Below are 13,228 nucleotides of genomic sequence, written 5' to 3' on the forward strand. Positions count from 1 at the left end.
ATGGATTGTGGGATGTTTTGATTGATGATGCTAATTGTCGCGTGGATAGAGTAGTTTTCAAAGATTAAGTTTTATGATGGAAATGTTGAATGCAGATCAGGAGGTTCTGTCCCGGTTGTTTCAGGGGTGTTTGGTTGGGACGGCGGTGGGGGATAGTTTGGGGTTGCCGGCGGAGAATTTGTCTGCGGGTACGGTGCGGAGGCGGTGGAAGGGACGGTGGAAGGGACGGTGGAAGCAGGGGTTCCTGTTCAAGTATGGGATGGTTTCCGATGATACGGAGCATTCCGTTTTGCTGGGACGGGCGTTGATGAAGCATCCCCGGGATGTGGCGGCGTTTCGAAAGGAGTTTGCCGGCAGTTTGCGGTGGTGGTTGTTGGGTCTGCCTGCGGGGATCGGGATGGCGACGTTGAAGTCGATTGTGAGGTTGTGGTTCGGGGTGTCGCCCGAGCGGAGCGGGGTGTTTTCCGCCGGCAATGGCCCGGCGATGCGGGTGGCGGCGGTCGGGATTTTCTTCGCTGATGATGTAGAGAGGCTGGGCCAGTATGTGCGGGCGGCGACGCGGATGACGCATAGCGATCCGAAGGCAGTGGTCGGAGCGATGGCGGTTGCGATGACGGCGGCGCATTTGGCGCGTTTCGCGATGGGCAGGGAGGGGGCTTCGTTACCGTCCTTTGAGGATTGGGCTGCCGTTGGCGGTGAGGATGCCGATTGGCAGCGGCTGATGGAGGCGATGCGCGAGAGTAGAGGGAAGGGTGATTCCGTGCAGGAGTTCGCTTGTTCGCTGGGGTTGCGGAAGGGGGTGTCGGGGTATATGTATCATACGGTTCCGGTGTGTCTTTATGCGCTGTTGCATCATGAGGGGGATTTCAAGGGAGGGATGGGGGCGGTTCTGTATCTCGGCGGGGATACGGATACGACGGGGGCGATTTACGGTGCGCTGGCCGGTATGAGGGGGGAGGTTCCGGATGAGTGGGTGAAGGGTATCAAGGATTTCCCCGTGTCCATCGCTTTTCTGGAGGAGCTTGCCCGAGGTTTGGCTCAGGCTGCCGCATCGGGCGAGGCGGTGATGCCTCGCCGTTTTCCCTGGTTTGCCGTTCCGTTCCGAAATGCCTTGTTTTTGGTTGTGGTGTTCGTGCATTGTTTTCGGCGGATTGTGCCTTTCTGAAGATTGCAACGAGCAGGAGAGGGGCGTTTGGCGCAGGATGGCGGTGGTTTGAGGTTGCCGTTTGCCGGAGGAGCAGGTTCCGGTAGACGGTTTGCGTGTGTTTGGCGGGGTGATGATGGCGTGTGCGTATTGTTGCCACGATAAAAAACGGGATGCCTGCGGTCAGGCATCCCGTATGGTGTTGAAGGTGGGGTGGCGGAAGGTTTATTTGCCGTTGTCCGGTGTGGCCGCGAGGGAGTAGTCGAAGAAGGGGCACCAGTTGTCCATGCGGTATTCCTTGTCGGCAATTTTTGCTTTGAGTTTGTTTCCCTGAGAGTCGCGGAGGCAACCGCGAGGGCCTGTTTTGGGGCCTGATTTACGGTGTTCGTTGAATGTCATTCCATAGCGCAGGCTGCTTTTGCTCGGGTCTGCGGTCGTGACGAGTCTGACGACGTCTTTGCCCATGATTTTGACCGATTTGATCGGGAGTTTTTCTCCTTCCGGCGTGACGAGGGTGAATCCATAGTTTCCGGGGTCGTCGACGGCTTTGGTGTCCAATACCATGGGAGGAACCGGGGCATAGAATTGGATATCGACGGTCCATTCGTTGCCTGTTTTTTTGATTCTGTGCTGGAGAGGATGGACGGGTTTCCAGTCTACGCCGTCGATCATGACCCGTTTCATGACGTAGCCGACATATTCGCCGTAGAGCCGGGACATGGGTGCGGTGAGGTGTACGCCGTCGCTGTATTCGAATTGGTACATGGGCGTGGTCATGATGTAGCGGCTGTCTTTGTCCAAGGCCATTTCCAGCTGGGCAAGGGCTATGAGCGGATGGTCAGAAGGGTTGAACTGGTAATAGTTGAGGTGGGAACCGACCTGATAGCCGAAGCAAAGGACGTCGTTTTTCTGTCCGGTGATGGCTTTGGCGTCCGCGTCGATGTCCGCGATGAGCTGGCGCATTTTCTCTTTGTACCATTCCTTGCTTTTTTTGTTCTGGTGGTCGGTTTCGCCCTGCGTCCAGATGAAGGCGGGCATGGAGTATGTTTTTTTCTCTTTGTCGGCCAGTTCTTTGCCTGCTTTCAAGTCGGCGATGATGCGGTTGTATGCGTCCGTGCCTTTGTCCACGGCGTCGATGCTGGCTCCTCCGACTCCCGTTGCCGAGCAGATGAATTGGGTTTTCGCCAGGGAGGGGTTCTGTTTTTTGCCGAGTTGTATCAGTCGGCAGGCCGCGCCCGAGACCGGGGTTTCTCCACGGGGGCCGTTGGTGCCTTCGGCCAAGGGTACGACGGCGCTGCGGTCGTTGCCGTTTTCGTAGGCACGGACACCGCTTTTGAACATGAGTTGGTTTTCGTTGTTTTTATCGGTGGTGATGACCGGGTTTGCCGTCCATCCGACGGAGAGGGATTGGCCGTGCGAGGGCAGGTAGTTCCAGTCGGTGAGTGGGGGTTTGGAGGGGGCTGCATGGCCGGGGAGAGCTGTGGCCGTGATTACGCCGGCAATATAGGCGGTTCGGAGGAAGGTGGTATGTGTCAGGTTCATGGAACGAATATAAGTTGACTTATTTTAGGCTTTCCTAGATGGGATGTCTATCCGAAAGTTGATGAGCCGGGCCGATTTGCCTGTCCGGACCGGATGATTGCATGAAGGATGGCTGTTGTTTTGCCTTGAGAAAAGACGGGTAAATGGCGATTCCGGCGGTGATGGTTCGGTTTTGCTCTGGACAGCGGGGCGCTGGTGAGGTACTCTGTGGGCGTCGTTCGGATCCGGGTGATCGCTGCGGGCCTTGCGTTCGTAGAGGAAAGTCCGGACATCGCAAGGCAGCGTGTCCCGTGAAAGCGGGAGACGGCGGGTTCCCAAGGCCCGCCGGACGGAAAGTGCCACAGAAAATAAACCGCCGATGGCTCTTCGGAGTACAGGCAAGGGCGAAACGGGGAGGTAAGAGCTCACCGCTCCCAAGGCAACGAGGGAGGCAGGGTAAACCCCACGCGATGCAAGACAAACAGGGGAAGGGTTGCCTGCTCGTCGGATCCCCGGGTATTAGTCGCACCGCGCCCCTGAGAAGGCGCGGCACGGAGTTCGCTCCGTGAGAAAAATGATCACACAGTCCCTGCAAGGGGATGGACAGAATCTGGCTTACAGGGTCCGAACGACTCTTTTTGCATCCATGAATGAGGCGCAGTTTTCCTTGGGCAGGGGTGGGGCTTTCTGTTGACACATGCGGCGGGTTTCGCCATAATGCAAGGGATGTGCGTGAGAGTCTGCCTGTTGTTCGCCTGTATGCTGCCGCTGGTTTCGTGTTTCCAGTCGGTGAATCCGAAGGAGCGGGATTATCCCGGCTACAAGATGGCTCCCTATACGGTGAAGGGGCAGCGTATTGTGCCGATGACGGTGGATCAGGCCCTGCATTACAAGGCGGTCGGGATTTGTTCCCATTATGATGAGACGTCGTTTTTCGGGTTGTGTTCCGGCAAGACGGCGCTTGGAGAGGATGTGAAGAGTTATCACGAGCATGCGGCGCACAGGACTCTTCCTTTGCCGTGCAAGATTCGCGTGACTTCCTGCCGCACAGGCAGGAGTATCGTGCTTCGTGTGAATGATCGGGGGCCTTTTGTGAAGGGCAGGCTGCTGGATATCAGTTCTGCGGCGGCGAAGAAGCTGGGTTTCCGCGAGCGAGGGCTGGATAAGGTGTATGTCGAGGTGCTGTCGGTAGGAGATGGCAAGTGGGAGCGAAGGAGGGGATGACGGTGAAGGCCGATGTTCCATGCGGCGGCAGGCGGGGAAGGCTGTGCCGTGCCATGCGCCGGGCGCTGTGGCCGGCTGTTGCAGTGGCTGTTCTGTTTCTGCTGGTTTGGTTCGCGTTGCCGTGGCTGGTTCCTTTGCCGCAGGATGAGGCTTCCGCGCCGCTGACGTTGTTTGACAGGAACGGCAGGCCTCTGGCTTTTTTGCCCGACAGGGGCGGGGATGTGCGGAGCGTGGTGAGGTTCGAGGAGCTTCCGCAAGCGTTGGTCGATGCGGTGCTGGTGGCGGAGGATCGCCGTTTCGAGGAGCATGGCGGGGTGGATGTACTGGCTGTGGTGCGTGCGGCGGCGAGCCGGGTCGGTCTGGCTGGGCGGGCATCCGGTGCATCGACGATTCACGGGCAGTTGGCTAAGTTGATGGAAGGTTCTTCGTCTCCCGAACGAAGGACCTGGGGGAATAAGGTGCGGGAGCTGCTGCAGGCGAGGCGTATGGCGATGTGCTGGAGCAGGGAGGAGGTGCTGGTGAAGTATTTTGCGAGGCTGGGGTATGGGAATCAGTGTTTCGGGCCGGAGGCGGCTTCGTTTTTCTATTTCGGGAAGGGGTTGCGGGAGTTGTCGCTGGCGCAGTGCGCGTTGCTTGCCGCTTTGCCGAATGCCCCTTCGCGGCTGAATCCCCTGAAGTATCCGGAGCGGGCGAAGGCTCGGCGGGATTGGATTTTGAGGCGTCTGGAATCCGAGCGTGGGTATTCCCGGGAGGCTGTGGCCCGTGCGCTGGAGGAGCCGGTGGACTGCAGTGCACACCGGCGCAGGCCGTGGGGGGAGGTTGTGGCTCCCCATGTGGTTTCGCGTGTGCAGCGAGGGCATGATGCAGGAAGTTTGCGGTGTTCTCTCGATGTGCGCCTGCAGAGGCAGGTGGAGCGTATTGCCCGGGAGGAGGTGGGGAAGCTGGCCGGGCACCGTGTGTCGCAGGCGGCTGTGGTGGTGCTGGATAATGCGACAGGGGAGCCTCTTGCCTGGCTGGGTTCCGTGGATCGCGGGCCGGATGCTGGCGGTTTGCTGGATGGAGTGTTCAGCGTGGCGAGGTCGTCCGGGTCGGTGTTGAAGCCTTTTGTGTATGCGCTCGCTTTGGAGAGAGGCCATTTGGCCTGTGAGGTGATTCCCGATGTACCGACGTTTTTCCGGCAGCCGGACGGGATCGACGCTCCGGGGAATTACGACGGGAGGTTCCGGGGCCCGGTACCGATGCGCGATGCGCTGGGCAGTTCTCTGAATATTCCGGTGATGCGCGTGCTGAACGAGCTGGGGGGAGGGCGTGCGTTCGGAGGTGTGGAGGATTTGCTGGAGTTGCTGCGCAGGCTCGGTTTTTCGACATTGGATCGGAAAGCGGACGAGTACGGTCTGGGGCTGGCGATCGGAACGGGCAATGTGACTCTGTATGAACTGGCCAGAGCCTATGCGGTGCTGGCGCGGCTGGGTTCTCCGCTTCCCGTGCCGCCGATGCGGCCGGGCGATTTTCCCCGCCTGCATGAGTCGGTGCCGCAACCGGGTGAACCCGTGCTTTCGCGGGAGACGTGTTTCATTCTGCTGGATGTGCTGGCGGATGTGCGGGCGCGGGCGGCGACATTCGGCCTGCGTTCTCCGCTGCGCCTGCCGTTCCGCTGCGCGGTGAAGACGGGTACATCGTCCAATTACCGGGATAACTGGTGCGTCGGCGTGACGAAGGAGGTGACGGTGGCGGTCTGGGTGGGGAATTACGACGGGCGTGCGATGTTGAATCTTGGCGGCGTGGATGGTGCCGGGCCTATTTTTCATCGTGTGATGCGAGCCGTGTATGAAGGAAAGGATGCGTTGTTTCCTTTGCCCGGTTTTCCCGAACCTCCGGGTTCTCTGGTGCAGGTGGATGTGGACGGCCGTACGGGGCGGCAACCGGCTGCCGGGGTGCCTGCCGAGTATGTGCGCCGGGAGTGGTGCGTACGTTCACGCAAGCCGGGAGCGGCGGAGGCCTGCGATTATGCAGATGACGGGCGGGTGAGGCTTGATCACCGGTATGCGGGGTGGCTGGATCTTCCGGGGGCTTTGGGTGCCGGAAGGTTCGTGCTGGCTGGGGCGGATGCGTTGGCGGAGAGTCCACGCATTCTCGTGCCGCCTCAGAATGCGCGCTACATGCTTGATCCCGATATGCCGAATCAGGGCAGGCATGTAATGTTGAAGTCGAATCTGGATGATGCCCGGTGGGCATGCGATACGTTGAAGATCGAGATGAGGGACGGCCAGCCCGTGGCGGAATTGCAACCGGGAGTGCATGTGATTCGTCTGGTTCACCCTTCGACGGGCAAGTGTACAGCGCATACGATTCAGGTCGGTTCACTATAGTTGTTTACGATCGTCGCAAGATGCCTGCGATGAGGATGGACCGGTGTCTTGCTGCTGCAACGGCATCTTGCCGTTTTGTGTGATCATCATGTGTTGTATAAAATATTTTATGTTGATATTTCATTGGCGTAAAGTGCGATATTTTTCTATTACTCTAACATATAGTAATCATATTGACACTAAAAGAGCAGTTTGTTATATTGATACGGTAAATTATCATTCTCGCTATGAAAAGGACTTTGTTTATCACATTCGTATTGTCGCTGGGTATGTCCATGACAGCTGCGATGGCAGCCAATGTCGGCAAAAATAATGACGGTACATTATCGCTGAATCAGACAGGGGCATGGAGCGGTGGCGTAGTGCCGACATCTTCGGATGTGGCTGTGTGGGACAATAATTCCGCGTACGGTACGGTCGATGCACCCTTGAATCTGGGTGCGGATGCCTCATGGGGCGGTATTTCCCTGTCCGGCGCCAAGACTCTGGTGATCGGCTACGATAAAACGGGGGAAGGTGCCGACAGTAAGAAGACGCTGACGATCGGTGCGAGCGGTATCCGCACGACCGGAGGCGTTTCCACAGTCAGGATCGGCGCCAATGTCGTGGTGAACGGCAATCAGACATGGGGGCACGATACGGGGTGGAGGGACGGCAACGCGATCGTGATCGACGGTTCCTTGACCGGTTCCGGCAATATTGCGGGTATGTCCGGAGCCAATTCCGTGACCCTCAACGGCGATGCTTCGGGATATACGGGTGCGTTCACGATAGCCCAGTACAATGCGCTCAATCTGAACGGAGGTACGATGACTGGAGGCAATATCTCCTTGACCAATGGCGCCAGGCTGAATGTGAACAATCTCGGTACAAGCACTCCAACGGTGTGGTCACGCAACCTGACGATGCAGGTTTACGATGCTGCCTCGGCTTTGAATGTGAACGGCGGCAAGTTGACCATGAGCGGTACGAATTCCTTTGTCGGAACGATTACAGTGGCAAATAACGCCGAATTGAGGATATCGGGTGCCAGTACGTTCAATTACAGCGGAGCGGGTACGCCGATTCAGTGCGGGACGACCATTGCCGGTAACGGTACGGTGTTTATTACGGGTACGAGTACGATTTCCGACGCCAATGCGAAAATCGTCGTGGCCAACGGGGCGACGCTTGATATTACGTCCGGTACGTTGAGGACGTCGGGTTACACGAATTCGACCAATATGGTGACCGTGCAGGGTACGCTTCGCCTTGCCACGTACGGATACGCCGGTTCCCTTTCCAATATTGCCGACTATGCCGCCAACCGCCTGCTGGACGGAGGGACGATCGAGGTGGTAGGGACTTCACACAGTGCGGGGCAGGGTACGACGGTTTCCTCCAAGGGTGGTAGTTTCCTGTATAATCCTGGGGTCGCCGGTTCTGCTCTGACGCTTTCCGGGAGTCCCAACAGCAATGCTTTCATTTTGAACGGCAATCTGAATATCGGCGGAGCCGGGACGATCAATCTGGCCCCGGATACCGGCGCGCGTGCTCTGTTGAACGGCAGCGGCAATGTGACGAAGGTCGGTTCCGGGATGGTGAATTTCAATTATTCGAGCAGTACGAGCGACTGGTCCGGCAATATGGCGGTGAACGAAGGTACGCTGACCGTTTCCGGCGATATGGGACGCCGCAATGTGACCGTGAAGGAGGGCGCGACACTCAATTCTGGTACGAAGGCATCCATAACGGCCTTAGCCGGCAGTGGAAACGCTTCCCTGACGGGGATTGCCGTTTCGGCAACGGGCCTGACCGGAACGAGTTCGTCCGTGCGCGGTTCTTCCTCGAATATGGGGTTGACCGTGACATCCGCATACGGTCTCAGAAACCTATCGTTGTCGAATACCGTGGTGACGATTCAGCAGGCCGCGACTTTGACTCTGGCCGATGTGACCGTGAACGGTCGGACAACCTCGTTCTCCGGCACAAACGGTACCGAAACCGTTTCCTGCTCCAATACGGCATTCGTGCTGGCCGGTGCCCAGATTACAGACCTGGTCAACGGCAATGTGCGAACGGTGGATATGAATGCCGCTTTCGGCAATGTACTCATGACGGGTTCGCTGAATCTCGATTTGAAGTACTACATCTACACGCCGGATGATTCCTACCAGTATCTCGTCGTTCGGTTGTTCGATAATACGACGACTTTCGATCAGAACTTCGATGTGAATCTGATCAACAGCGACAGCAGCTGGGCCATTGCCTCGGGCACGATCGAAGGTATCGGTGATGCCGACTGGCGTACGAATGGCGGCACGGTGTATGTGCTCGTGCCCGAACCCGCCTCGGCGACGCTGTGCCTGCTCGGTTTGGCGAGTCTCGCCTTGCGCCGCCGCAGGTGCGCCTGAAAATGTGCGTTTTATTCTGAGCGGGAACACCATCCTTCCGGGGTGGTGTTCTTTTTTATACGGCGCCCGACCTGCCGGAAGGGGGCCGGATATTCCTGTTCCTTCCGCGATTGTGCTTCACAGCGGGTGCCGCGTATGCTACACTCGCTCCGCTATGTTAAGCGACAGAACCAAGGCTGGCTTTGAACGCGCGCCGCATCGTAGCCTGATGCGTGCGACAGGGATGACGGATGAAGATATCGAGCGTCCGTTCATCGCGATTTGCAATTCTTTCAACGAGGTGATTCCGGGGCATGTGCATCTGCATGAAGTCGCCAAGCTCATCAAGGAAGAAGTACGCAAGGCCGGCGGCACGCCGGTCGAGTTCAATCTTCCGGGCGTTTGCGACGGCATCGCGATGGCTCACAAGGGGATGAAGTTCTCCCTGCCGAGCCGCGAACTGATTGCAGACAGCGTGGAAACGATGCTCAGCGCCCACGCGTTCGATGCGATGATCTGCATCCCGAACTGCGACAAAATCGTTCCCGGCATGATCATGGGTGCCTTGCGCTGCAATGTGCCGACTATTTTCTCCAGCGGCGGCCCGATGGCGGCCGGGCGTCTGGCCGACGGTACGGTGCTTGACTTGAACAGCGTATTTGAAGCCGTGGCCCGTTACAAGGCCGGAAAGATTTCCGGCGGAGAGCTTCGCGAAATCGAGTGTGCGGCATGTCCCGGAGCAGGTTCCTGCTCGGGCATGTTTACGGCGAATTCGATGAACTGCCTGACGGAGGTGATCGGACTTTCCCTGCCGGGCAACGGTTCCCTGCTGGCTACCTCCGAGGAGCGCAAGGAGTTCTGGAAGGAGACGGCCCGCCGCGCCGTGGAAATGGCGAAGGCCGAAGGCCCGCGCCCCCGCGATCTCGTGACGCAGGATGCCATCGACAATGCCTTTGCCATCGATATGGCGATGGGCGGCAGCTCGAACACCGTGCTGCATACGCTGGCCATCGCCCATGAAGCGGGCGTGCCTTACGACATGAACCGCATCAACGAGATTTCCCGGCGTACGCCGAATATCTGCAAGGTGGCCCCTTCATCCCGCTTCCATATGGAAGATGTACAGAGGGCCGGCGGCATCAGTGCGATCATTCATGAAATTTCCAAGGTACCCGGCGCTTTGCATATGGAATGCCGGACGGTGAGCGGCAAGACGCTGGCCGAACTGACGGACGGTTGCGAAATTCTGGACCCCACGGTGATCCATCCCCTCGACCAGGCGTATTCGCCGGATGGCGGCCTTGCCGTCCTCTTCGGCAACCTCGCTGCCGAAGGTTCCATCGTCAAGAAGGCGGGCGTGCATCCCGATATGATGGCGCACAAGGGGCCTGCCGTTATTTTCGAATCCCAGGAAGAAGCCTGCGAAGGCATCCTTGCGGGCAAGGTGAAGGCGGGGGATGTGGTCGTCATCCGCAACGAGGGGCCGAAAGGCGGCCCGGGCATGCAGGAAATGCTGGCTCCCACCTCGTACATCATGGGGCAGGGACTCGGCGCGAAGGTGGCCCTGATTACGGACGGCCGCTTTTCCGGCGCCACGCACGGCGCGTGCATCGGCCATATTTCGCCGGAAGCGGCGGAAGGCGGCCTGATCGGCCTGCTGCGCAATGGGGATATCATCGAATATTCCATTCCCGAGCGCAGGCTCGAAGCCCATTTGAGCGAAGAAGAGATCGCCGAGCGCCGTAAAAACTGGAAACCCGTTCACAAGGAAATCGATTCTTCGTGGTTGCGCCGTTACCAGAGGCTTGCCGGGAATGCAAGCTCCGGAGCCGTTTTGAAGTAACCTCGCGTTCCCAAATTCCCCATCTTGGAATTTATGGCTTGAAAGTGCGCCGTTTTTAATAGAAAATACGGCGCATTTTTCTTGCTGCCATCTCCCATTTACGTACATGAGTAACAAACAGAATCCTATTGTCCAGTATTTTTCCGAATTCAAGATTCTTAAAACCGTCTCGAAGGATTTCTGGCTAACGAACCTCATTCAGTTTTTCGATGGCATCGCCTATTTCTCCCTGATCGCCATTTTCGTGCTCTACCTGTCGGACTACTGCGGTTTCGACGATGCGAACGCTTCGCTCTGGGTAGGCTTCTACACACTGTTCATTTCCGCATTCGTTTTCGCAGTAGGCTCCATCTGCGACATCATCGGCCTGAAGCGGTCGTATGCAATCGGGTTCTGCCTGTTGCTGTTCGGGCGTCTGGTAATGGGGCTCTCCCCCGATATCTGCTCGTCTTCTCTGGGAGCGTCCATCGGACTGGATGCCGACTGCGCCCGCATCGGAGTGATGGCTGGCATCTTCATCATGTCGTTCGGTACGGCGTTCATGTCGCCCGTCATTCAGACGTCGATTCGGCGATTCACCACGTTCACGGCCCGTGCGACGGGATTCAATGTGTACTACCTGTTGATGAATATTTCGGCCGTTGTCGCCAGCGCCTTCGTCGTGCAGGGCTTCCGTGATGCATACGGCTCGGTGGACGGTGGTTTCTGGGTGGTGAACTTCGGCACGGCGATGTGCTGCTGCGCCTTCCTCGCCACGCGCCTCATCAATGAAAACAATTATGCCGAGCCTTCGGAGCGCATGCAGACGAACACGCAGCGCAGGCCCCTCCAGCTTTTCAAGGAAGTCTGGAAGGAAAGCGCCTTCCGCAAGCTCATCCTGTTTCTCGTGCTGACTCTGGGCGTGCGCATCGTCTTCACGCTGCAATTCATCGTGATGCCCCAGTATTACGTCCGCACGCTGTATGAAGATTTCTCCATCGGCCTCGTCAATGCGCTGAATCCGACGATCATCGTCGTCGGCCTCATTGCCTTGATTCCCGTGCTCAACCGCTTCTCGACGGTGAAATTGATGATCGTCGGCATGTCCATCTCGGCATTCTCCCTCGTATTCATGGCCGTGCCTATCGACTGGTATTACTATGTACCGGGTATCGAAACGCGTTCGCAGGCCTATCTGGTAGCCATCGTGACGCAGATTCTCGTCTTCGCCTTCGGGGAGCTGCTGTTCTCCCCCCGTTTCTCGGAATACGTCGCCCGCGTGGCTCCCAAGGACAAGGTCGCTTCGTACATGTCCATTTCCGCCTTGCCGATGTTCATCGCCAAGCCGATCAACGGCATTATCGGCGGTCTTCTCGTCAGCTATTTCTGCTACGACGGCATTGCTGCGAAGATTGATACGAACCATATCGGCTTCTGGGATTCCCCCGAATTGATGTGGATGATCTACCTGATTCTGGCCGTGGTCAGCCCGCTCGCCATCATCAAGATGAAGAATTCCATCACCTCCGAGCATCCTGAAGAGGATGCCCTGAAGGAAGCCGAAGCCAAAAAGGCGTTGAGCGAAGATGAAGTCGTTTCTGCGGCCGTCGTCTCCGAAGAAGCAAAGTCCTGAACCATCCAACAAACCGAACATTATGACTGAACAAGGCAAAAATATCTTCAAGGACAGCCTCATACTCATCGGCTTGAGCCTGATACTGGCTGCCGTCAGCCTCGTTGTGACCAAGTTTTTCAAGGTAGAGGACAATCCGGCTGCCGACCTCGTATCCGCCATCAAGAAGGACGATTCCATCGCCTTTGAGGAGGCGTTGAAAGCCGGGCTTGACAAGGATGGCAATTTCATCAACCTCGTTGATTTCAAGAAGCGCACCCCGCTTATGTGGGCTGCCTACGCGAACAACAACAATATCGAAACGACGGAACGCTTGCAGGAATCCCTCGATAACGAGGAGGAGGAAGATGAAGCTGCTGCCAAAGCCGCTTCCAAGAAGGAAAAATCCAAAAAGATGTATCGCCTGCATTATGTGAAGCGCATTCTCGCCCAAAAGGGAGTGAAGGTCGACCAGCAGGATGAAGACGGGTGGACAGCTCTGCATTGGGCTTCTTGGAGCGGGCTCGACCGCGTCGTGGAACGCCTGCTCGACAGCAAGGCCAAGATCGACAATAAGGAAGGCAACGGCTATACGCCGCTGATGCTGGCTGCCATGCGCGGCAACGATCGGGCTGTGGTGATGCTGCTGTATCGCGGCGCGGACAGGAATCTCAAGAACAGGGACGGCAAAACGGCCCTTCAGCTCGCCCGTGCGGGTATGGCGGCGTACAAGGCGGATTTCGATTCCACCAAAACGCACGTCAGCAAGGTGAATGTGGACGATGTCTATAAGGCTCTGGATAAGGCTCGCAGCAAAGTGGAGCGCAACAGCTCGGACGGTACGGTATCGCTCGATATCGTTTCCAAGGCGTTGAATGGTGCGGTAGCTGCCGCCGGAAAGGATGCCAAGGATGTGGATGTGCGCATGCTGGCGTATGAAGCGACGATCAAGCTCCTGCAGATGTCTCCCGAACAATTGGAGTCCTACTTTTCCGAACAGGCGCGCAGGGAAGTCGCCCTCAAGGCCAAACTGATCACGGAAGCTATCCGGAAAAAGGTCCTGCCGAAATGGTTTGTCATGGAACCGGTTGCCAAATAACCGCGACACTTTTCAAAATGGGCGCATTCCTTACGGGATGCGCTTTTTTTGTATATTCTTCCGGC

The 13,228-nt window shown here is 57.5% G+C and carries 8 protein-coding genes and 1 other RNA gene; 8 read left to right on the forward strand and 1 reads right to left on the reverse strand.

Annotated features, from left to right (window positions below; genetic code table 11):
- The first annotated feature begins 73 nt into the window (after positions 1–73).
- Entirely contained in the window at positions 74–1,165 is a 1,092-nt protein-coding gene (locus PYTT_RS12070; protein ID WP_083385522.1) for an ADP-ribosylglycohydrolase family protein, read from the forward strand.
- Positions 1,166–1,369: 204 nt separating this feature from the next.
- Here PYTT_RS12070 and PYTT_RS12075 read toward each other — a convergent pair whose 3' ends face one another.
- Complete coding sequence (locus PYTT_RS12075) at positions 1,370–2,686, reverse strand: sialate O-acetylesterase (protein WP_067777455.1); 1,317 nt, start codon at positions 2,684–2,686, stop codon at positions 1,370–1,372.
- 216 nt (positions 2,687–2,902) lie between these two features.
- Between PYTT_RS12075 and rnpB the strand changes: the two genes are divergently transcribed.
- The 7 genes from rnpB to PYTT_RS12110 all read left to right on the forward strand — a co-directional run bounded on the left by rnpB (position 2,903) and on the right by PYTT_RS12110 (position 13,163).
- Positions 2,903–3,299: RNase P RNA component class A (gene rnpB / locus PYTT_RS12080), an RNA gene on the forward strand.
- Between the two features lie 92 nt (positions 3,300–3,391).
- Positions 3,392–3,889, forward strand: a complete 498-nt coding sequence (locus PYTT_RS12085) for a septal ring lytic transglycosylase RlpA family protein (protein ID WP_197677904.1) — start codon at positions 3,392–3,394, stop codon at positions 3,887–3,889.
- The gene (locus tag PYTT_RS12090; protein WP_141675877.1) at positions 3,868–6,258 is read left to right on the forward strand and encodes a transglycosylase domain-containing protein; all 2,391 of its coding nucleotides are present in this window, start codon (positions 3,868–3,870) and stop codon (positions 6,256–6,258) included. The genes PYTT_RS12085 and PYTT_RS12090 overlap by 22 nt, the downstream gene beginning before the upstream one ends.
- Before the next feature lie 269 nt (positions 6,259–6,527).
- Positions 6,528–8,651 carry a beta strand repeat-containing protein gene (locus tag PYTT_RS12095; protein ID WP_067777460.1) on the forward strand — a complete coding sequence of 708 codons (2,124 nt, stop codon included), beginning with the start codon at positions 6,528–6,530 and terminating at the stop codon, positions 8,649–8,651.
- Between the two features lie 154 nt (positions 8,652–8,805).
- Positions 8,806–10,473 carry a dihydroxy-acid dehydratase gene (gene ilvD / locus PYTT_RS12100; protein ID WP_067777462.1) on the forward strand — a complete coding sequence of 556 codons (1,668 nt, stop codon included), beginning with the start codon at positions 8,806–8,808 and terminating at the stop codon, positions 10,471–10,473.
- Between the two features lie 106 nt (positions 10,474–10,579).
- The gene (locus tag PYTT_RS12105; RefSeq protein ID WP_067777464.1) at positions 10,580–12,085 is read left to right on the forward strand and encodes an MFS transporter; all 1,506 of its coding nucleotides are present in this window, start codon (positions 10,580–10,582) and stop codon (positions 12,083–12,085) included.
- A 22-nt stretch (positions 12,086–12,107) separates the two neighbouring features.
- Entirely contained in the window at positions 12,108–13,163 is a 1,056-nt protein-coding gene (locus tag PYTT_RS12110; protein WP_067777467.1) for an ankyrin repeat domain-containing protein, read from the forward strand.
- The last annotated feature ends 65 nt before the right edge of the window (positions 13,164–13,228 follow it).

It is taken from the genome of Neoakkermansia glycaniphila (assembly GCF_900097105.1).
Classification (GTDB): Bacteria; Verrucomicrobiota; Verrucomicrobiia; order Verrucomicrobiales; family Akkermansiaceae; genus Akkermansia; species Akkermansia glycaniphila.